The 17,787-nt window shown below is 54.0% G+C and carries 24 protein-coding genes; 9 read left to right on the top strand and 15 right to left on the bottom strand.

All coding sequences use genetic code 11. The annotated features are described in order from the left end of the window. The first annotated feature begins 267 nt into the window (after nucleotides 1-267). Both ACTNE6_RS15775 and ACTNE6_RS15770 read left to right on the top strand, forming a co-directional pair. Nucleotides 268-1,281 (top strand): Gfo/Idh/MocA family protein, encoded by a 1,014-nt coding sequence (locus ACTNE6_RS15775; protein ID WP_442497421.1) that lies wholly within the window; start codon nucleotides 268-270, stop codon nucleotides 1,279-1,281. Nucleotides 1,282-1,374: 93 nt separating this feature from the next. Beyond that, complete coding sequence (locus tag ACTNE6_RS15770; protein ID WP_442497420.1) at nucleotides 1,375-2,637, top strand: hypothetical protein; 1,263 nt, start codon at nucleotides 1,375-1,377, stop codon at nucleotides 2,635-2,637. A 51-nt stretch (nucleotides 2,638-2,688) separates the two neighbouring features. Here ACTNE6_RS15770 and ACTNE6_RS15765 read toward each other — a convergent pair whose 3' ends face one another. Further along, on the bottom strand, nucleotides 2,689-3,123 hold the full coding sequence (locus ACTNE6_RS15765) for a GlcG/HbpS family heme-binding protein (RefSeq protein WP_434482727.1): 435 nt from the start codon (nucleotides 3,121-3,123) through the stop codon (nucleotides 2,689-2,691). A 307-nt stretch (nucleotides 3,124-3,430) separates the two neighbouring features. Between ACTNE6_RS15765 and ACTNE6_RS15760 the strand changes: the two genes are divergently transcribed. The 3 genes from ACTNE6_RS15760 to ACTNE6_RS15750 all read left to right on the top strand — a co-directional run bounded on the left by ACTNE6_RS15760 (nucleotide 3,431) and on the right by ACTNE6_RS15750 (nucleotide 5,965). Then, nucleotides 3,431-4,381 (top strand): LOG family protein, encoded by a 951-nt coding sequence (locus tag ACTNE6_RS15760; protein ID WP_442497419.1) that lies wholly within the window; start codon nucleotides 3,431-3,433, stop codon nucleotides 4,379-4,381. 9 nt (nucleotides 4,382-4,390) lie between these two features. Continuing rightward, a complete protein-coding gene (locus ACTNE6_RS15755; protein WP_442497418.1) occupies nucleotides 4,391-5,080 on the top strand; it encodes a TVP38/TMEM64 family protein in 690 nt (229 codons plus the stop codon). Nucleotides 5,081-5,419: 339 nt separating this feature from the next. Continuing rightward, on the top strand, nucleotides 5,420-5,965 hold the full coding sequence (locus ACTNE6_RS15750; protein WP_442497417.1) for a hypothetical protein: 546 nt from the start codon (nucleotides 5,420-5,422) through the stop codon (nucleotides 5,963-5,965). A 139-nt stretch (nucleotides 5,966-6,104) separates the two neighbouring features. On the opposite strand, the gene ACTNE6_RS15745 is transcribed toward ACTNE6_RS15750, so the two are convergent. The 4 genes from ACTNE6_RS15745 to ACTNE6_RS15730 all read right to left on the bottom strand — a co-directional run bounded on the left by ACTNE6_RS15745 (nucleotide 6,105) and on the right by ACTNE6_RS15730 (nucleotide 8,582). After that, a complete protein-coding gene (locus ACTNE6_RS15745) occupies nucleotides 6,105-6,809 on the bottom strand; it encodes a dinitrogenase iron-molybdenum cofactor biosynthesis protein (protein WP_194968593.1) in 705 nt (234 codons plus the stop codon). A gap of 13 nt (nucleotides 6,810-6,822) precedes the next feature. Continuing rightward, complete coding sequence (locus tag ACTNE6_RS15740) at nucleotides 6,823-7,269, bottom strand: ankyrin repeat domain-containing protein (RefSeq protein ID WP_442497416.1); 447 nt, start codon at nucleotides 7,267-7,269, stop codon at nucleotides 6,823-6,825. Continuing rightward, nucleotides 7,259-7,579 carry a rhodanese-like domain-containing protein gene (locus tag ACTNE6_RS15735; RefSeq protein ID WP_442497415.1) on the bottom strand — a complete coding sequence of 107 codons (321 nt, stop codon included), beginning with the start codon at nucleotides 7,577-7,579 and terminating at the stop codon, nucleotides 7,259-7,261. The genes ACTNE6_RS15740 and ACTNE6_RS15735 overlap by 11 nt, the downstream gene beginning before the upstream one ends. 427 nt (nucleotides 7,580-8,006) lie before the next feature. After that, nucleotides 8,007-8,582 carry a hypothetical protein gene (locus ACTNE6_RS15730; RefSeq protein ID WP_194968596.1) on the bottom strand — a complete coding sequence of 192 codons (576 nt, stop codon included), beginning with the start codon at nucleotides 8,580-8,582 and terminating at the stop codon, nucleotides 8,007-8,009. 353 nt (nucleotides 8,583-8,935) lie between these two features. On the opposite strand from ACTNE6_RS15730, the gene ACTNE6_RS15725 reads away from it, so the two are divergent. The 4 genes from ACTNE6_RS15725 to ACTNE6_RS15710 all read left to right on the top strand — a co-directional run bounded on the left by ACTNE6_RS15725 (nucleotide 8,936) and on the right by ACTNE6_RS15710 (nucleotide 11,975). Further along, nucleotides 8,936-9,751: a sterol desaturase family protein gene (locus ACTNE6_RS15725; protein ID WP_194968597.1), complete on the top strand. Its 816-nt coding sequence runs from the start codon at nucleotides 8,936-8,938 to the stop codon at nucleotides 9,749-9,751. 122 nt (nucleotides 9,752-9,873) lie between these two features. Beyond that, a complete protein-coding gene (locus ACTNE6_RS15720; RefSeq protein ID WP_442497414.1) occupies nucleotides 9,874-10,443 on the top strand; it encodes a sulfite oxidase heme-binding subunit YedZ in 570 nt (189 codons plus the stop codon). A gap of 46 nt (nucleotides 10,444-10,489) precedes the next feature. Beyond that, complete coding sequence (locus ACTNE6_RS15715) at nucleotides 10,490-10,930, top strand: GNAT family N-acetyltransferase (RefSeq protein WP_442497413.1); 441 nt, start codon at nucleotides 10,490-10,492, stop codon at nucleotides 10,928-10,930. 283 nt (nucleotides 10,931-11,213) lie between these two features. Then, on the top strand, nucleotides 11,214-11,975 hold the full coding sequence (locus ACTNE6_RS15710; protein WP_442497412.1) for a class I SAM-dependent methyltransferase: 762 nt from the start codon (nucleotides 11,214-11,216) through the stop codon (nucleotides 11,973-11,975). 9 nt (nucleotides 11,976-11,984) lie between these two features. On the opposite strand, the gene ACTNE6_RS15705 is transcribed toward ACTNE6_RS15710, so the two are convergent. The 10 genes from ACTNE6_RS15705 to nifX form a co-directional block, all read right to left on the bottom strand. Beyond that, a complete protein-coding gene (locus ACTNE6_RS15705) occupies nucleotides 11,985-13,274 on the bottom strand; it encodes a (Fe-S)-binding protein (protein WP_442497411.1) in 1,290 nt (429 codons plus the stop codon). A gap of 2 nt (nucleotides 13,275-13,276) precedes the next feature. Further along, nucleotides 13,277-13,702, bottom strand: a complete 426-nt coding sequence (locus tag ACTNE6_RS15700) for a hypothetical protein (protein WP_442497410.1) — start codon at nucleotides 13,700-13,702, stop codon at nucleotides 13,277-13,279. Between the two features lie 7 nt (nucleotides 13,703-13,709). Next, complete coding sequence (locus tag ACTNE6_RS15695; protein ID WP_442497409.1) at nucleotides 13,710-14,672, bottom strand: Rossmann-like domain-containing protein; 963 nt, start codon at nucleotides 14,670-14,672, stop codon at nucleotides 13,710-13,712. Further along, nucleotides 14,669-15,037, bottom strand: a complete 369-nt coding sequence (locus tag ACTNE6_RS15690) for a hypothetical protein (protein ID WP_442497408.1) — start codon at nucleotides 15,035-15,037, stop codon at nucleotides 14,669-14,671. Before ACTNE6_RS15690 ends, ACTNE6_RS15695 begins: the two co-directional genes overlap by 4 nt. Beyond that, entirely contained in the window at nucleotides 15,028-15,525 is a 498-nt protein-coding gene (locus tag ACTNE6_RS15685; protein ID WP_434482702.1) for a hypothetical protein, read from the bottom strand. The genes ACTNE6_RS15690 and ACTNE6_RS15685 overlap by 10 nt, the downstream gene beginning before the upstream one ends. Nucleotides 15,526-15,527: 2 nt before the next feature. Then, complete coding sequence (locus ACTNE6_RS15680; RefSeq protein WP_194968606.1) at nucleotides 15,528-15,851, bottom strand: (2Fe-2S) ferredoxin domain-containing protein; 324 nt, start codon at nucleotides 15,849-15,851, stop codon at nucleotides 15,528-15,530. Nucleotides 15,852-16,282: 431 nt separating this feature from the next. Further along, nucleotides 16,283-16,588: a ferredoxin III, nif-specific gene (gene fdxB / locus ACTNE6_RS15675; protein WP_442497407.1), complete on the bottom strand. Its 306-nt coding sequence runs from the start codon at nucleotides 16,586-16,588 to the stop codon at nucleotides 16,283-16,285. A gap of 14 nt (nucleotides 16,589-16,602) precedes the next feature. Beyond that, on the bottom strand, nucleotides 16,603-16,818 hold the full coding sequence (locus ACTNE6_RS15670; RefSeq protein ID WP_331816871.1) for a CCE_0567 family metalloprotein: 216 nt from the start codon (nucleotides 16,816-16,818) through the stop codon (nucleotides 16,603-16,605). A 9-nt stretch (nucleotides 16,819-16,827) separates the two neighbouring features. Beyond that, nucleotides 16,828-17,301 (bottom strand): NifX-associated nitrogen fixation protein, encoded by a 474-nt coding sequence (locus ACTNE6_RS15665; RefSeq protein ID WP_331816873.1) that lies wholly within the window; start codon nucleotides 17,299-17,301, stop codon nucleotides 16,828-16,830. Nucleotides 17,302-17,340: 39 nt separating this feature from the next. Beyond that, nucleotides 17,341-17,772 (bottom strand): nitrogen fixation protein NifX, encoded by a 432-nt coding sequence (gene nifX / locus ACTNE6_RS15660; RefSeq protein WP_442499707.1) that lies wholly within the window; start codon nucleotides 17,770-17,772, stop codon nucleotides 17,341-17,343. Nucleotides 17,773-17,787 lie beyond the last annotated feature (15 nt).

The following is a 17,787-nucleotide window of genomic DNA, read 5'->3' as shown; positions in this document are numbered from 1 at the left end:
GCTTACCATTGTTTTAGTTTCGTGTTCCGCGCGGACGTTTTATCAGGAAAGTTTTTTCGAGATTTCAGAACCGCAAATCCTCGTTTTTACAAAAAATTCCTCGGCTATTGCTTTATTTCCTTATTTGCCCAACGCACATTTCTAACGTTCAGACGGAGTTATAGTACTGACAAACTCCCGTTACAGGCATACATTCAAAACGCCGGATTTGTGAACTCAGCCCAGGTGGCTATAATGATATCCAAATGGTAAACAGAGGTGACTCTTATGGGCAACAATTCGAAATTACGCTGGGGCATTTTGGGTGCGGCGCGCGTCAATGAGCGGCTGCTGCCCGCCATTGTGGAAGCGCATAACTCTGAACTGATCGCGATAGCCAGCCGGCGGCCCGGCGCGGCCGCGCAAACATTGACGCAGTATGCGCCGCAACAGCAGGGCGTTCATACGTATGACGATCTGGATGAGCTGCTTCATAATCCCGACATTCAGGCCGTTTATCTGCCCATGGCGAATCACGAGCATGCGGAATGGGCATTGCGCGCCATCGAACAGGGCAAGCATGTGCTGTGCGAGAAGCCGATGGCGTTGACGGTGGCTGATATCGAAGCCATCGAAGCCGCGGCGCGCCGTCGCAATGTCACGGTCATGGAAGGCTTCATGTACCGCTTTCATCCGCAGCATGCGCGGGTTCTGGAGCTGATCCGCTCGGGCCTCATCGGCGAGATCCGGTCAGTGCGCGCCAGCTATTCGTTCATGATGCGGCCCGCGCGCATGTACCGGCTGGCCGAAAGCGTCGGGCGCGGAGGCGGCGCCATGTGGGATATCGGTTGTTACGCGATTCATTCCGCGCGGCTGTTTTTCGATCATGCGCCGCTGGCGGTAACGGCCATGGCCAGATATGTCGAAAGCGGGGCGGATATTACCACCAGCGGCATCATGGATTTCGGTGATGGCAGATTCGCTCATGTCGATTTCAGCTTTGAAAGGGCGCGCCGGTGTGAATACGAGGTGATCGGCACGAAAGGCGGCGTTAAATGCCATACGGTCTGGCAGCTGCCCGGCGATGTGCCGGTGCTTTCCTGGTGGACCGAAGATGGGCAGCAATGCGAAGAGCGCCTGCCGGCGGCCAACCATTTTCGGCTGGAAATCGAGCATTTCAGCGATTGCGTGCTGAACGGCAAACCGCCGCAGCTGTCGTTCGACGATGCCAAAATCAATTGCAAGACAATTGTCGCGGCCTTGCAGTCCGCCGCTCAGGGTCAGAAGGTGACATTGGCTTGAACAATAAGCCCTGTCTGTCTAAAAAAGGCAACCAAGCTTCAGTGGAAGAAATACGGCGGGTTTAATCGATAAATTTAAGAGAGGGTAAACATTATGCAAACGTTACATATAGTGGTCGGATTGGCTGCGCTGGCACTCATTCTTATATTCTGGGCTGTCAAACGCTACTTGATCAAACAAAAGGCGGCCAGAAGCAGTGCGGCAAAGCCAAGCCCGAAAAGACCCGAAAGCGCGCCTGCCGCCGCGGCAAGCCGGAAGGATGCGCTCAACGTACAGGCGGAAAGCAGTTTTCAGGTTTCAGACAGCGATCAGCCTTTCGTTGAGAGACGCCATCTTGGCGCCGAAGACAGGCGTCATCACACCCCAGAGGAACCAAAAGCAGAGCCTGTTCCAGTCGCTGTGCGCGAGACGGCTTCCGCGGCTGTTGCGGAAACAGCCAGAATAGCCGAAGCGCCGAAGGCAGAGCCGGCTCCAGCCCCTGTTCATGAGGAAATTCCTGCCACTGTTGCGGAAGCCCCGAAACCGGCACCGGCAACCGCTCGCGAAGAACTGCCGGCAGACTGGCTCCCGGAGGATTCCGTGCTCAGACGGCACTATCTGACGCATTTGCAGGCCGAGCGCGAGGCGCTGACCAATCCCTACCCGACCGATTCCACCTTGCGCCGGCATTATGACGCCATGGTGAAAATCCAGCTGGACGGCCCATCGATACAGGCGCGCGAAGAAAATGTGCCGACGCCGGAGGAAAGCAGGCTCACGGATGCCGCAAGCGGTCAGTCCGCCATTGCAAGCCTGCAGGAGGAAATCGAATCGGAGCGCGAGTCCTCTTCGGTGGCAACTTACGATGAGGTGCACGCCGAGGCAGAGTCGGCGAAAGAAGACTGGCTGCCTGAGGATTCCGTGCTCAGACGGCATTATTTGGCGCATTTGCAGGCCGAGCGCGAGGCACTGACCAATCCCTACCCGACCGATTCCACTCTGCGCCGGCATTATGAAACCATGATAAGAGTGGTGCTGGGCTGGCCATCGGCTCAGGCAGGCGGCGAAGAAGCGCCTGCGCCGCAGGCAAGCGCAGTTGCAGCGCCGGCAAGTAGTCAGCCCGTTGTTCAAAGCAGCCAGCCTGAAGCCAGAGTGCAACCATCACTGGCGGTCGTTCGCGAGGAAGTTCGCGTTCATGTCCCGCATAAAATGAGGATACCGGAAGATTCCGTGCTCAGACGGCACTTCCTGACCCATCTTCAGGCCGAAATTGAGTCCGAGCTGCCGGAGCGTCCGACTGATTCAGTGCTCAGGCGCCATCATGAGGCAATGGTGTCTGCCAGAATGGCTGAGCGTCTGGAGCGGTTGCAAGCCTAGTTGAACAGGGTGGGCGCAGGTCTTTGCGCCCACCTTGCCGTTATCCTGAATTCAAGTCCGCCACGGGTGCGCCGGCAGATCGGTAAGGCCAATGACCTCAACCCCGGCCTTGGCGACCTGATGGTCGTTTTCCACCGTACTGCCGCTGACGCCGATTGCGCCGATCAGAACGCCATCCTCGTCGACGATGGGGATGCCGCCGGGAAAAGTGATCAGGCCGTTGTTCGAGTGCTCAATGCCGTAAAGCTTGCCGCCCGGCTGCGACAGCTCGCCGATCTGCCCGGTATTCATGCCGAAGAAACAGGCCGTCTTGGCCTTTTTGATGGCAATATCCACGCTGCCGACCCAGGCATTGTTCATCCTCACGAACGCTTTCAGATCGGCGCCCGAATCTACTACCGCAATACACATCTGGGTGTTGATCCTCGTGGCTTCCTCAATGGCCGCCGCTATCGCCATTTCCGCCTGTTCATAGGTTACGTGCATGGTCTGGCCCTCCGGATATTTTCAAGCAAACGTAGCATGGCAAAAGCGATCAGGACAAGACGGGCAAATACTTAGTGGGGCAAGGCTCAGGTTTTTGCTTGAACAGTCGGCTAAAGCCGCCTCCGTAGGCTTGCGTATTTTCTGTGAGCCTTATCCGGAATAAAACAGTCAGAAAAGGCACTAAGTATTTGTATCCGGGGTGCGCCGTTATTCGGGGCCGGCATCAACGCATTATTTGGTTATCCAGGCTATTGTTTAATCGAGAATGGCTTGAGCGTTTAACGTTAATAAAAATGGAAGAGATCATATGGCTAATCACGTAAAAACCGATGCACCTGCTTTAAAGCCAAGCAGCATCCCAAGATCGGAGCCTTTGCCCTGGGAATTGCCCAAACCGGCCGAGGAAGATCCGGAAGCCCCGCAACGGCTTAAAAAAATTCTCGCCAGCCCCAGTTATCGCCCGGCCGATCACGATCTCGAGTTCCTCTATCAGGATGATCTGCGCTTTTTCCGGTTGCAGGTCGATTTTTTAAAAGCCGAAAGGCTGCTTCAGGAAAATCAAATCAAACATACCATTGTTGTGTTCGGCGGCACCCGCATCAAGGAACCCGGCGGCGCAAAGCGGAAAGTCGAAGCATTGCGGGCTGTATTGGAAAACAGGCCGGACGATGTGGATTTACAAAAAAAACTGGCCATCGCTGAACGCATCTATGCCAAAAGCGGTTTTTACAATGTCGCTCGCGAGTTTGGTCGTTTAGTTGGCGAATCCGGCGAGGGGCCTTCCGATTGCAGCTGCGTCATCATGACCGGCGGCGGGCCGGGCATGATGGAAGCCGCCAATCGCGGCGCTTTCGACGTCGGCGCCAAAACGGTTGGGCTGAACATTCATCTGCCCTATGAGCAATATCCAAACCCTTATATCACGCCCGATCTTTGTTTTCAGTTTCATTACTTTGCCATACGTAAATTGCATTTTTTATTGCGGGCCAAGGCATTAGTCGTATTTCCGGGCGGCTATGGCACGTTTGACGAACTGTTTGAAACGCTGACACTGATGCAAACCCGCAAGATCCAGCAGGTGCCGGTGATTCTGGTCTCCGAGGCGTACTGGAGACAGGCTTTCAATATCGATTTTTTAATTGATGAAGGCGTGGTTGATCCGGAAGATCGGCAATTATTCTGGTATGCGGAGACAGCCGAAGATATCTGGCAGGGCATTCTCGACTGGCATAAGGTCAACGGCATTCCACTGTTTTAAATACGCTTTATGATGAGAAAACTGAGCCTTCTGGCCCGAAGGTTATTGCCTCTGGCGCCGATTGCCGCGCTTTTAATCCTGATCGGGCATGAGCTGGAACTGCATCTTCCGGATATTGAGCACTGGGTGCAAACTCTGGGACCTTGGGCGCCGCTGGGCTTCATCGGTTTATTCGTGATTTTGACGCCCTTGGTCGTGTCTGTGGATGCGCTCTGCTTTGCCGCAGGTTTGCTATTTCCCATTGGCGAAGGCATGTTTTGCATCATTATTGCCACTTATCTTGCGGCATCGCTGATCTTTGTGCTGGGCCGTTATTTATTCAGGCAAAAGGTAGCCCGTTTCATCGCAAAAAGCGAAAAGTTTGCCGCGCTTAATACCGCTTTGGCCACTCAGTCTTTGAAATTGATGTTTTTGTTGCGGCTGACGCCGCTGCCGTTTGCAATGCTCAGTTATGCCTTTGCCATTGCGCCGGTCCGGTTCTGGCCTTATTTGACGGCGACCAGCGGCATATTTATCTACAATCTGACGCTGGTCTATATTGGCTACACGACCAAACATATAGCAGGCTGGGCCAGCGGCTCTCCGGCGCATCCAGCGGTGTCGTATCCGTTACTGGCGCTCGGATTGCTGTTTGCCTTGGGGATAGTGTTTTATATCTCGAAACTGGCCGGTAAAGTGCTTGATGATTTACATAGTTGACAATGCTTAAGAAAAGCAACGCGTACCTTTCGGATGCTTAAAAGCAGGGCCATGCTTAGGATAGGGCGAGAAATAACTTCCCTGAATCTTGACGAGCAACAGGTGTGGGGCGACTTCGCCTACCAACAGTAGGCGCTCTAAGCGAAGCGTCTACTGTTGGAAGTCGCCCAGGGCGAATACCCCAAAAGGCATAAATGAATTCGCCCCTGCATAAGCGCTGATTTCATCGACAAATCGGAAAGTTATTTTTAACCGAATCCTTAGATGCGCGAACTTATTCTTATCATTGTTGGTATAAGATCCAGACCGAGTAGAAATTTCAATCGTTAGGAGGCAGCAATGAAGTTCAATTTATCCAGTCCAGCCGGATTCACGCAATCGATGCTTTTAATTTCGGCCTTTGCGTTCCTGTCTGCTTCATGTTCCACTTTGGAGCCTAAACGGGAGGCTATGTCGGAGGAAGAGATTTGTACTCAACTGCACGGAATAATAGAAGCGCATCCTAATGAGTTTGTCGGTTATAAGAAAAACAAGCGTTTCACCAGAAGAATGACCATTTGGGATGCAACAGTATTGTTTCCTGAGGCCGATGACTGTCAGGTCTGGGAATGGAGCGACGGCTTGGACAATTACTTTTGTGAATGGAAAGCCGATGACATCAATGGAGCGAAGGCCGATTTTCAGAAAGCTGAAGGGATCTTGAAACGGTGTTTGGGACCGCAATGGACCCATCAGACAAATACGACCACTTCCGGCGGCGAACACACCCGATTCAGTAAAGAGGGATCCAAGACTATTGTCTCAATTCGTTATTTTAAAGATGAATATTGGCAGACTGCTTTATACATCGGCGATAAAAGTAATGTGAATACCCCGCTCCAATAAAGTTTATCGCTCAGCCGGCATGTACCGCATTTAACCTAAGGCCAAATATTTCAGACGGGGCAATATGCCCCGTCCGGCTATAGAATATTTGGAACCGATTCAAACAGCCGCCGCGTCAGCGATGCCTTATCAGCCCTTGTCACCCATGACTAAAGCGCACCCGCTCTTCGGCAGGGCGTCCCAGCGCTTTCGCAAACCAGGGCGGCGGCGCATCAAACACTTTCTGGAATTCTTTCAGCTTATCGGCCGCTTCGATGACATCAGGCACCTTGATCGGATAGACGTCGGCGCGGATGACTTTTGCGGCCGCAGGCCCGCCTATTGACTGCACGAACAGGACATGGCAATCCTTGATCAGATTGGCGCGAAACAGATTTTTGTCGTCGGCGCCATCGGCTTCGATGGTTGAACGGATATCGACCAGCTTGCAGTCGGTGCGCGACAACTGGTAAACCAGGAAACGGATGCAGGAGCCGAAATGCCCATTGAGCAGCGCGCCGCTGTTCGAGCCTATGGCGACGCGGATCGATTCGGGCATGTCGCCGTCCTTGTAGGGCTGGATGGCTGGCAGGCCTTCATCTTCCAGTTCATCGCCCCACAGGTAGCGTACCGCCAGTTTGATGTTTTCAAGGCCGATGCCGATGTCCTCGCCGTCTTCCTCGCCATCGAGGCTGCCGATGCCGGTTTTGAGGTTGGTGACGGTGATCGATTTCAGCTTTTCATCACTCAGCGGCGAGCCTACGCGCTCATGCAGAATGTCCAGCAATTTCGGCACGCCGATGCCGGGCAGGACGCGGGTCGCCAGGGCGATGCGCAGGGCTAGTTCACGAGGTAAGGGATGCATATCAAACTCCTGATCATTGTGTGCTTTGGGGTTGGGAGGAGGTAAGTAATAATTTCAGTATTTTTTTGGTCGATGCCAGTTCCAGTGCAGTGAAATCGTCATGAACTTTCAAATCGGGATTCGCGCCGGCTGCCAGCAGCCGTTCAACGACCTGCTCCCGGCCGCTGGAAGCGGCAAAGATCAAGGCGGTGGCGCCCGAATCGGGGTTTTGGTAATCGATGTCGATGCCGGCATCGAGCAGGGCATCAATACAGGCGATGTCCTGCGCACAGCAGGCGGCCCACAAGGCGTTATTGCCGTACTGGTCGGTGATATTTAAATCGGCGCCGTGCCCGAGCAGGTATTCGACGATGTCGCTGCGGCCCTGCTGGCAGGCTAAAATCAATGGATGCACGCCGGCTTCGTTCTGTTTGGCGGAAGAGCAACAGCTCCGCAGCCAGTCCGCAATCTCAGGCTGCATCGGTGGCATCCTTGCGGCGTTCCTGCCAGCCGGCATAGCCGCCTTGCAGGCTGTAGACATCCTTGAAGCCGAAGTCAGCGAAGAATTCAGCCAGGTGTTCGCTGGCATGGCCGTAATAGCAGTAAATCAACAGACTGCGCTGTTTGTCGCCGCGTTTGACCAGCGATTCCTTCAGGCCCTCGTGCACATGCAGCGCATCCTCCAGATGGCCGGCCTTGTAATCTTGCAGGCCACGGCAATCCAGAATCAGCGGCTGGGATTCCTTGATCAGTTTTTCAGATTCGGCAGCGGAGATTTTTTTATATTTCATCGTTATGTAATGACTGCGACAGTCACTCCTCGCAAAGGTACGGTTGTTTGTAGTAAAGCTGACAATTTGACCGTGTTTTTCGCGCCCGCGGAAAAACCTTGCTAAATGTTTTCAATCGCTTAGCCGGCGTCAGCAGGTTCTGTTGATTAATCATGCAAAACGTTTGCCAGTTTTTTATTGCAATCTGATGCAGGCTGTCTTTCGGGCAAAAAAAAGCGCCTTATCAAAAAGATAAGACGCCGAGCTCTGCTTCATGGGCAAATGAGAAGGATGATGAGAGAGGTAACACTTACGAACAGCAGCACTAATAGCGCCAGATTAAAAATTCCTGTTTACTCAATGGGTTGTTACAGTTGTGGTTAATTTCAAGCCCCTTCTTGCACCAAAATCGGCTTCAAGCTATCCAGTTTGGTGCGTCTGAAACTGGCTAGACCGCTCCGACCGCCGCTTCCTTGACCACAACAATGGTATTTTTTTCGGCTTCTTCAAAAGAAACGATCTCGGTATTCGGCTTATAGGCTTTTGCCTCTCTGTAAGCCGTCGCAACTTTGTCTTCGGCGGATTGGCCTTTCAAATCGTTTTTCTCTATATACAATTCGTCAAGCAGTTCATTCCAGACCAGGCCTTGTTTGTACGGGATGAGTTTATAAGTCACGCCTTCCAGCACCACTTGCATGCCCTTGCCGATATTCTCGACATAAATCAGGGCAATGCAGTCTTCGGCCAGGTCGTCTTTGTATTTTTCGACCAGCACGGGCAGCAAGCTCAGCTCCGGCAGCAGACCGTTGATGAATTTGATTTTGTCGTTTTCGATCAGCAGGGCGGAATGAATCAAAAGCGCTTCGGGCGGGTTGCGGTCGTTTGTATTGGTAGTGCCTTCGCGCAATTTGCCTTCCTTCAAAACCAGATCGCCACGGTAAGCGTATACACCGGCATCGCTGGTCTGGCCGTTTACCAGTGTGACCGTCAGTAATCCTTTCGCTTGATAAGTGTCGAGTAGCATTGTTTTTTCTCCAGAACTTTTAATATAGATAGTGGCTTTGTTTGGGTTTCCCCTTTTATCTGGAGAAAAGCAAAATGCTTGCCAACATCGTTGGGTGTTGTAGAAAACACAAGCAGAAAGCCGTCAAAGCCAGTATTGATACCGGATACAAGGCTTTTTTTCATTGAAAAATCGGTTGAACAAAATCAAGGGAAAACCGCTCAAAGGCGTAACAGTAACGGTTTTTTGAAGTAATGCGGACAAGATAATGTCGGTAATCTTACAAAAATACCGATTGGGGGTTTAACAGGTTGTTAGTGTCTAAAAAATAGCCTGTATTTGTTGTAGTTAAGCTGTGAAAAGGAGACATGACCATGTGGTTACTATTCCTGACACTGATTTTGTTCGTGATTCTTATCAAGGTAGAAAGAAATATGCCTTTCCTCAAGGACCCTCCTCGTAAAGTCCTTGAATCTTACAGGACCAACTTCAAGCTGTTCATGTTCAATGAAATAGCCCTGGCGATACTGTCTGTCGAATCGATCTATCTATTAGTCGATAAATTCTCCGGTTACGGGCTGCTGAGCGGCATGGCCGATGGACCGGTCAAATACCTGCTGGCTTTTGTGCTGATGGATTTGACGCTTTATTTATGGCATCGCTCCGAGCACATTTTCAAGTTCCTCTGGGGATTTCATCAGATCCATCATAGCGATGCCTGCGTCAACGTCACGACGGCCGTGCGCTTCCATACCCTGGCTCTGATACTGGTTGTCGCGGTCAAGGCGCTGTTTTTTATCGCGATGGGGCTGAGTTCTGTGCTTGTCCTGTATTTTGAAGGCATTACGACCGCGTTCGTCATTCTCCAGCATGCCAATCTCGTATTTCCCTATGAACGATACATCGGGAAGATCTTTATCGTGCCGCATTTGCACAGGCTTCATCATTCCCGGGCGCTGAGCCAGCGCGACAAAAACTTCGGCGTGGTTTTCTCTTTTTGGGACAGGCTTTTTGCCACGCATCTGGATGCCGTGCCTGAAGGAATAGGCCTGCCGCTCATGGAACGCCCCAGTTTCGTGCAATTGCTGAAAATGGGCTTTGTCAACGCCGTGGAAGGAATCGGTGGCTTTTTTCGCACAACCAGAAGGACCTATAGTGCGCTCAACCAGTTTTTGCACTTTAACAATTAGGGAATATGATGAATAATTGGCGCGGCCAATTGAAAGATTATGAATTAATGATAAAAAAGTTATGTTCAATTTTTACATTTAAATACTTGTTATTTATATGTGCATTGCTGCCGTTTTTACTAATGGCAGGCGATATCATTACCGACAATCTCGGGGCGAATCCGATAGAGGAGCTGTTGAACCGAAGCGGTTTATGGACCTTGCGTTTCCTGCTGATTACCTTGGCGATCAGCCCTTTAAGGCTGCTGTTCAGAAAATGGCCGATCATGAAATACCGACGCATGCTGGGCTTGTTCGTTTTCTTTTATGCCACCGTCCATTTATTGGTATTCCTGGTCTTTGATCACTCCCTCAACGGCACCGATATCGTCGAGGCGATTACCATAAGCCCGGCCGTTCAGATAGGTCTGATTGTCTATCTGATCTTGATTCCCCTGGCCGTCACCTCGACCAATGACATGATGCGCCGGTTGGGCAAGCGCTGGGCGAAGCTGCACAATTTTGTCCATACCGCCGCCTTGCTGAGCATCGCGCATTTCGCCTTCAGCGAGAAAGTCGATATTTCCATTCCGCTGTATTACGGCGCCTTTCTGATTTTTCTTCAGTTGACTCGCATCGTACTCAACAAGCGTAAGCAGATTGCCTTGCTCAAGCGTCCGCATTTGCAGCAAGATGGCGAATTTGAGGCTTAAAAAGTTCCTCCGTAAACCCTCCCCAATGCTCTTTCTTGATTAACCGATGATCACCATACGAACCGCCGAGTCTCCCGATGTTGCGCAACTGGCGGAACTCCTGAAAGAACTGTTTGCCATCGAAGCCGATTTTGTTTTTGACCGGGACAAGCAGGTCAGCGGACTCAAGCAATTGCTGGAAAGCGGTAAGGATCGTGTTTTCGTTGCCGAATCAGGTGGGCGCGCGGTGGGCATGTGCAGCGTGCTGACCCTGATTTCTACGGCTGAAGGCGGTCCGGTGGGACTGCTCGAGGATCTGATCGTTACGGCGGAGTTTCGCCGCCAGGGCATCGGCGAAAAACTGCTGGCTGCAGCCATTGACTGGGCAGAAGAGCAGGGCCTCAAGCGGCTACAATTACTGGCGGACAAAAACAACCTGCCGGCTTTGAAGTTTTATGAAAAACAGGCATGGCGCCAGACGCAGCTGATTTGTCTGAGAAAGTGTTAGAAGTAGGGTACGCACCGCGTACCTTTGGGGAGTTAGGGTGAACTCGGTAAGCCTTGAAAAGGTACGCGGTGCGTACCCTACAAAGCTACAAAGCTACAAAGCTACAAAGCTAAACCCAGCATTAGGATCTGCCCATGCCAGGTTTCCGCTAAAGCTCCAGCCCAGCCCGCGCTAGCTGAAAATTAAAAATGGATATTTGCCATCGACAAACTGGTCAATAAAAGATAGATAGTTTTTATCTATATGCATCATTTACTGAAAACCGAATCTTTAGGAGCTTAAGATGAATATGCCGGAACGAGTGAATGTGTATGACTCACAGGCCAACGGGTACCATCAGGTATTCCAGGTCTTCCTCGACCATACGGACCAAAAGTTGAGGACACAACAATGGCTCAACCAGCTCATAAAGACGCTTCCGTCACGGCATGTTTTCATAGACGCTGGCGCCGGTAATGGAAAAGTAACCACTTGGTTCATCGACTCGTTCGATCAAACGATTGCAATTGAGCCTAATGAGTCATTACGAGCGGAACTGAAGAAGAATTGTCCTCGGGTTGAAGCGCTTCCTGAAGGGATTTTGGATGCAAAAATAACGGTTGCAGGGGACTTCGTGCTCTGTTCCCACGTGCTCTACCATATCAGTGATACAGAATGGATGCGTGTGCTGGAACGGCTTACATCATGGTTATCACCGGATGGCGTTTTGGTAGTGGTGCTTCAACGCCATAAGTCAGATGGAATGCAGATGTTGCAGCATTTCTTAGGCCAAAGCTTTGACTTAACCGAATTGGCGCGTATATTTCAGTGCGAAAAAGGGGATTGCTATGAAGTAGCGATTGAAACCGTTCCCGCGCATGTTGCCACGTCGGACTTTAACGCCGCATACACGATTGCTGAGTTCATGCTCAATTCGCTTCCGATGCCCAATCCGCCCGCTCGCGATGATCTTGAGGCGTATGTGCGCAGATATTTTACTTGCCCGGACGGAGGGTTTCGTTTCTCTTGTGACCAGGATTTCCTCCTGATTCAGCCACGGAAGTAACCTGGCGTATCAGCCGGTGTCCTGAATCAGTCCGGCAATCACCGCCACCGGATGCATGACCGCCACCTGCGGTTCTAATTGACCGGCGCCGGCCGCCAGATGCAACGCGCAGCCGATATTGGAAGTAACCAGCAGATCCGCACCGCTGATATGCAGTTGCTCGATTTTCTCGGCACCGAGCGGGTCGGCGATGTGCGGATGGGTCAGCCGGTGCGTGCCGCCGGCGCCGCAGCAGACAGCGTTGTCGGCCAGCGGGATCAGGTTGATGGCCGGGATGCGTGCCAGCAGGTCATAAACGGCTTGCTGGTTTTTCAGCGCGTTGCGCTGGCTGCACGGTTCGTGCACGGCGACGATTTTGCGGCAGGCTTGAAGCGGCAGATTGTCGGGCCAGTGCAGATTGATGAAATGGCTGACATCGATCAGCCGCTCTCTGAAAAAACCGAGTTCCTCGTCGTCGAAATCGTCAATAGCCAGTTGTTCGTATTCGCTTAGCATCAGGCCGCAGGCGCTGGCCGTGTAGATGACGGCATCGACATCCAGTGCGTTGAACACGCCGATATTGCGCCAGGCAAGTTGGGCCGCCGTTTCGGCACGGCCTCGGTGCTGGTGTATGGCGCCGCAGCAGCCTTGCTGACCGGGAACGATCACATCAAAGCCGATCCGGTTCAGGACGCGTATGGCGGCCGTCGCTGTGGCCCTGTCGAAGCTTTCGGCGATGCAGCCGGTAAACAGCGCCACGCTGCCGCGCCTTTCGGTTGTCGCCAGATAAAACGGCTGCAGCGGCGCTACATCGATGGCCGGCGGCAACAGGGATTCATAAGCCTCCAGTTTTAATACGGATAACAGGCCGGATTTACGCAACAGAGTTTGCAGGCCCGAGCATTGATAAATTCCGAGCAATCGGCTTAACAAGCGCAGCCGGGAATTGTGTTCAATCAATGCCAGCGACAGTTTTTCAACAAGGCCGGCCAGGCGGGAAGGCTCAGCCATTTCAGCGAGCTTTTGCCGGCTCTGGTCGAGCAGCTGGCCATAAGCCATCTTGCTGGGGCAGACTGTCTCGCAGGCTCGGCATTGCAGGCAGTTGTTCAGATGCGCCAGTTCTTCTCCGGAAGGCACGACGGACTGGTTAAGAATCTTGTCGATCGTGCGTATGCGTCGGCGCGGCGTTTCCTCATCGACGCGGTTGATCCTGAAAGTCGGGCAGTGGCTGACGCACAGGCCGCAGCGCATGCAGTCCGACGCTTCGGGAATGTACAGGCCGCTCTGTTCGTAAGCCGCGTCATCGAAAAATTCCAGCATGCTCACGACTCCATGATGTAAGCATAAGCGCGGCGCAGCAATTCCATTTCGGCCGGCGGCTGGCTTCTTAATTGGGTCAGGGTTCTGAACCGGCCGCCTTTGCTTTCCACGAGCTGGTGCGGCGGGTCCAGCAGATCGAAGCGGGCCAAGTAAACGGTGACGATGCCTTTTGAGGTCTCAATCCGTTCACGGTAGCCGGCCTCGGCTTTCAGCAAATGAATCGGCAGATCCAGCGCCGCGCCGGCAGCCTGCACGACCGCGGCCGGATGCGTGCATACCACGTCATGCGCCGTTTCTTCCGGCTCCAATGCCGAAGACAGCAGCGGCAAAGGTGAGGGCGCGCAGACGCTGCCAGTGGCATGCTGCACGAACAAGGTCAGGGCGCTGATGGCGCCATTGTAATAGAGGATAACACGGTTGTCTGTCATATGGCGGCTAGTGGTGAGCGTCCCAGAGGTTCTTGTAACTGCTGTCCATGCGCGAGAGGCGGGCGGTGATCTGGTCGAGTTTCTCGAATTCAGGATAACGGCCAGGTCTGCCGGCACCGTACCAAGCTTCCATGGCTTGAGTCAGCTGCTGTTTTTCGGCATAGCACTGGGCGATCTGGGTTTTCAGCCAGGCCATGCTGTTGTCAGGGCTTAGCGCCACGATCCGGTAGCGGGCGCCGTTCTCGAAAATGCGCACGCCGCCGCCTTCGGTCGCCGTCCGGTAAAGGCTGTCCGCATCCGTTACCTCAATGCCGGCCAGGTAGTCGATGCCGAAATCATGGAATTCCGGCAGCCACGGCACGGTCGGCCCCATCAGTACCGTGACGGCAGCGCGGGATAGTTCGGCCAGGCGCGGAAAGGTCTTGTTGATCAAAGAGCTGGCCGTCAGAAATACCCAGTCGGCCTCCGGCAGCAGGAATTCGCAGGCCGGATCGGGGTAATCGCCGGGTGCGGTCTGCCGCTCGATAATGCGCAGGTCGATCTGTTCGGCATAGCGCTCGATGCCCGGATAGCGGCCGATCACGACGACCTTTTTGCCCTGCAGCTCCGGCAGGAAATGCTCGAAGACGGCCAGATTGCCCAGGCCCGGAGCCGGTTGGAGGCTGAGGCCGGCCGGCAGCTCGTGCGCATTCAGGCTGCAATTGATCGCGGCCATGCCGACGGTGGCTTTGTAGGGCTCCCAGTCGGTGATCCAGCCGGCCAGCTCGCCCAGCGGTCTGCCGGCCAGCGTGCCGGGCCAGGAAAGGGTCCGGGTCGGTATGCCGGGGCTCATGGCCAGGCCCAGAGCCGCGCTGCCGTCCGGCTGCACCTTGCAGGCCGTCCACACCAGGCCGACGGTCAGTTCGTCCACGCGCGCAGTGCTGGCGGCATAATCCAGCAACAGTTCATAAATACGGTTCGGCTTGTTCATTCCGGCATCAACAGTAATTTGGCTTCGGCCGTGATCCTGTCCGCGTTGCCCCAGGCCGTGACGCCCTCGACGAACCACTTGGGTTTGGCCGGGTGCGGCCTGACCACATCGTATTCGGCGTAAAACGTGCCGTCGCTGTTGAATTGCAGGCTGCCGATGCGCCGCTGACGCTGGTCGTGCCAATAGCCGGTCAGGTTGTGTTCGCCCGTGTACGGGTCCTTGACCAGCTTGAAGCAGGCCGCGTCGAACAGCGGGTAGGAGAGGCTGCCGGTCGCGAAGCCGAGCCGGTCGATTTCATGGCCGAGCCGTGCGCATATCGAGGCGCCCAGCTCGCGTTTTGTCTGGATGTGTTCATTCAGTTCCATTGTTGCGCCTCCAGGGCGGCGGCCAGGTCCATGATCACCGAAGCGCCGGATTTATCCTGCGGGTCCAGTTGCTGCAGCAGCGATAAAATGAGCTGGCCTTCGACCATTTGGCCTTGCCGCAACTTGATGAACGCCAGCGCCTTCAGCGTATACAGGTAAAATAGGGTAATCTCGTTCGCGTACATATCCCATTTTTTCGGCTCCCTGACCAGCCGGCGAAAATCGCTGGGGAAGCCGCCCTGTCGGGCCGATTCCTCCAGGCCCGACAGGGCGATGCGTTCGGCGTCGGCCAGGCGCTTTTGATAGAAATAGAACTTGTACAGGGCGAAATAGGTTTGCAGGCAATGACGGTCCGTCGCCTGCGCCTGGATAAACAGGCTTTCCGCCCGCGCCTGATCGGCCGAACTGGCGATTACCGCCGCTTGCAGTAACTGATTGACTTCGGGCGGCATGTTCGGACTGAAGACGATCCTTTCTCCCACGTCCATAGCTACCAGACCTCGGCTGGCGCTACCAGATTGGCAACCGGCTCACCGCCCAGCAGATGCTGATCGATGATGGTTTTGACGTCGGTCGGTTTGACTTTGCCGTACATGATGCCTTCGGGATAGACCAGCACGCTCGGGCCCATCATGCAAGGGCCCATGCAGCCGGTATTGGTTAAGGCGATTTTCTCGAACAGGTTGCGGCTTTGTATCTCGTTCATGAATTCGTTCATGACCTCTGCGCAGCCGCTGCTGGTGCAGGAGCCGCGGGGATGGCCTTGGGGGCGGTTTTGGGTACAGATGAATACGTGTTTTTCTGGTCTGGGCATGGCTGTGTCCTTTTTGTCAGTATTGCTTGGTAATCAATAATGTGTCGCTGCCGCGACAATTATTTGAATCGGGTTGTTCGCACCCGAAGGCGAGTTACTTTCTTTTGCGTCGCCAAAAGAAAGTAACCAAAGAAAAGGCGACCCGGTTGCCGCTTGAATCCTGTGCTCCTCGCTTTCGACGAGGGTTGCCAGAAGGGCCATCCTTGGCCCTCTGGCAACGCGCTGCATCCATGCAGCGCCCCTGCGGGCTGTTCTCGCCGAAAGCTGCGGTGCTCGGCGCGGCAAACGGGAAAAGGGGCCCGTCGTAGCAGGCGTAGGCTGGGTTGGAGCTTTAGCGGAAACCCAGCTTTGTAGGGTACGCACCGCGTACCTTTTCAAAACCTGCCATACACTCCGACTTTCAGAAGGTACGCAATGCGTACCCTACTGGATTACGCGGCTTTTTTATGCGCATGCGTAAAGCAGTTTTTCGGGCACACCTTCGAGCAGGCTTCACAGCCGATGCAATCATTGGCATTTTTAATGCTCATGACCATGTTTTCATCGTCATCGTCCTCGAAATCGTCGAGGTCATCGGCGGCGAGCACGTCGGCCTTTTCCACCAGATCGAACACGTCGCGTGGGCAGACCTTGAAGCAGCGTCCGCAGCCGATGCAGGTCGTCTGGTTGATGTTGCTGACATAAGACGGCGTCCATTCCGCGCCGCCGAAGGTTACGCCGGTTACAAATTCAGACATGTGAAGGCTCCCTATCAGGCCGCATCGGATTGCGCGGCGTTAAATTTCTGGTTGGCCTCATCCCAGGCCTTGCAGGCATCGAAAGTGGCCTGTGCTATGCCCATCAGCTCCTGATAGGCATCCGGCAGGCGGTCTTCGATCAGGTCGTGCAGCACCATGGCCTGTTCGGCGGCTAGCCGTTTGGTCTTCTTGACCTCTTTTTCCAGTTTTCTCAATTCTTCAGGACTCACGGTAGCCTCCTAATCCGTTGCGGCGGCGCGGTATTTTTCGATCAGCTCCAGCGCTTTCGCGATGGTCTTGTCGCTTTGCTCGCACATCGCCTCCAGGCTGGGAAAGCCCCAGCGATGCACGTCGCGCAGGACTTTGTCGACCACGATCAGCTTGCCGACCATGACCAGCGCCCGGCCGAAGCCTTCGTGGGTCAGGTTGACCACGGGCACGGCCATGAGGCCGCTTTTCTGCTCGATCAGCGTCGCCAGCGAGTTGTAATAAGCCTTGATGCGCGCCACAGTGATGCCGTCCGGATCGCCGACGACGGGAATTTCGCGCTTGCGCTCCTTGGTCAGCACGATGGGATCGATGATCTTCGCGTTCGACCAGCCGTCGTACGTATCATAGGTATCGATGGCGCGCAGTTGTTTGATCAGATCCTTAACGAGCTCGGAATCCAGATGTACGTCGTCCTCTTGGACGACCAGTTCAGCGGTGGTCATGGTGTACTCCGTTATTAGTAATGGGGTGGAGAAAGTTCGTTATTCATCCCAGCCCTCGCTTTCCATTTGATCGAAACGGTTGGGATCGGGGCTTTTTTGCTTGTTGATGGCTTTCGCCAGCCAGCTGGACGGGCCGGCCTTTAATTCGTTCTGCAGATCGGCAATCAGATCCTTGATCTTGCTGCCCTCATGCACCTTGACCGGCTGTATGCCCTTGCCGATCAGCTGGTTGACGGCCGAAGCGCCGATGGCCTGGCAGTAAACCGCCGCGCAGCCGTCCAGCAGTTGGATTTTCACGGACAACTTGTCCTCGTTGCCGTCCTGCGCCAGTTCGCCGAACTGCGCCGCTTCCATGAGCTCGGAGTTTTCCATGTCGACGGCGTAAACCGCGAACGACCTGGCCGAGCCGAAATGCTGGTTGACGTATTCCATATCGGTGGTGGCAAAAGCGATTTTCAATGCGGTATCCATAAATTTGCTCTCATC

This window comes from Methylobacter sp. sgz302048 (assembly GCF_052162025.1).
Classification (GTDB): Bacteria; Pseudomonadota; Gammaproteobacteria; order Methylococcales; family Methylomonadaceae; genus Methylobacter.
Note: the sequence above shows the minus strand (reverse complement) of the source record. Positions and strands in the feature narration are given on the sequence as shown.

Coding starts and splice junctions, on each gene's coding strand:
- ACTNE6_RS15775 (WP_442497421.1), top strand. CDS start 268: ATGGGCAACAATTCGAAATTACGCTGGGGCATTTTGGGTGCGGCGCGC.
- ACTNE6_RS15770 (WP_442497420.1), top strand. CDS start 1,375: ATGCAAACGTTACATATAGTGGTCGGATTGGCTGCGCTGGCACTCATT.
- ACTNE6_RS15765 (WP_434482727.1), bottom strand. CDS start 3,123: ATGCACGTAACCTATGAACAGGCGGAAATGGCGATAGCGGCGGCCATT.
- ACTNE6_RS15760 (WP_442497419.1), top strand. CDS start 3,431: ATGGCTAATCACGTAAAAACCGATGCACCTGCTTTAAAGCCAAGCAGC.
- ACTNE6_RS15755 (WP_442497418.1), top strand. CDS start 4,391: ATGATGAGAAAACTGAGCCTTCTGGCCCGAAGGTTATTGCCTCTGGCG.
- ACTNE6_RS15750 (WP_442497417.1), top strand. CDS start 5,420: ATGAAGTTCAATTTATCCAGTCCAGCCGGATTCACGCAATCGATGCTT.
- ACTNE6_RS15745 (WP_194968593.1), bottom strand. CDS start 6,809: ATGCATCCCTTACCTCGTGAACTAGCCCTGCGCATCGCCCTGGCGACC.
- ACTNE6_RS15740 (WP_442497416.1), bottom strand. CDS start 7,269: ATGCAGCCTGAGATTGCGGACTGGCTGCGGAGCTGTTGCTCTTCCGCC.
- ACTNE6_RS15735 (WP_442497415.1), bottom strand. CDS start 7,579: ATGAAATATAAAAAAATCTCCGCTGCCGAATCTGAAAAACTGATCAAG.
- ACTNE6_RS15730 (WP_194968596.1), bottom strand. CDS start 8,582: ATGCTACTCGACACTTATCAAGCGAAAGGATTACTGACGGTCACACTG.
- ACTNE6_RS15725 (WP_194968597.1), top strand. CDS start 8,936: ATGTGGTTACTATTCCTGACACTGATTTTGTTCGTGATTCTTATCAAG.
- ACTNE6_RS15720 (WP_442497414.1), top strand. CDS start 9,874: ATGGCAGGCGATATCATTACCGACAATCTCGGGGCGAATCCGATAGAG.
- ACTNE6_RS15715 (WP_442497413.1), top strand. CDS start 10,490: ATGATCACCATACGAACCGCCGAGTCTCCCGATGTTGCGCAACTGGCG.
- ACTNE6_RS15710 (WP_442497412.1), top strand. CDS start 11,214: ATGAATATGCCGGAACGAGTGAATGTGTATGACTCACAGGCCAACGGG.
- ACTNE6_RS15705 (WP_442497411.1), bottom strand. CDS start 13,274: ATGCTGGAATTTTTCGATGACGCGGCTTACGAACAGAGCGGCCTGTAC.
- ACTNE6_RS15700 (WP_442497410.1), bottom strand. CDS start 13,702: ATGACAGACAACCGTGTTATCCTCTATTACAATGGCGCCATCAGCGCC.
- ACTNE6_RS15695 (WP_442497409.1), bottom strand. CDS start 14,672: ATGAACAAGCCGAACCGTATTTATGAACTGTTGCTGGATTATGCCGCC.
- ACTNE6_RS15690 (WP_442497408.1), bottom strand. CDS start 15,037: ATGGAACTGAATGAACACATCCAGACAAAACGCGAGCTGGGCGCCTCG.
- ACTNE6_RS15685 (WP_434482702.1), bottom strand. CDS start 15,525: ATGGACGTGGGAGAAAGGATCGTCTTCAGTCCGAACATGCCGCCCGAA.
- ACTNE6_RS15680 (WP_194968606.1), bottom strand. CDS start 15,851: ATGCCCAGACCAGAAAAACACGTATTCATCTGTACCCAAAACCGCCCC.
- fdxB (WP_442497407.1), bottom strand. CDS start 16,588: ATGTCTGAATTTGTAACCGGCGTAACCTTCGGCGGCGCGGAATGGACG.
- ACTNE6_RS15665 (WP_331816873.1), bottom strand. CDS start 17,301: ATGACCACCGCTGAACTGGTCGTCCAAGAGGACGACGTACATCTGGAT.
- nifX (WP_442499707.1), bottom strand. CDS start 17,772: ATGGATACCGCATTGAAAATCGCTTTTGCCACCACCGATATGGAATAC.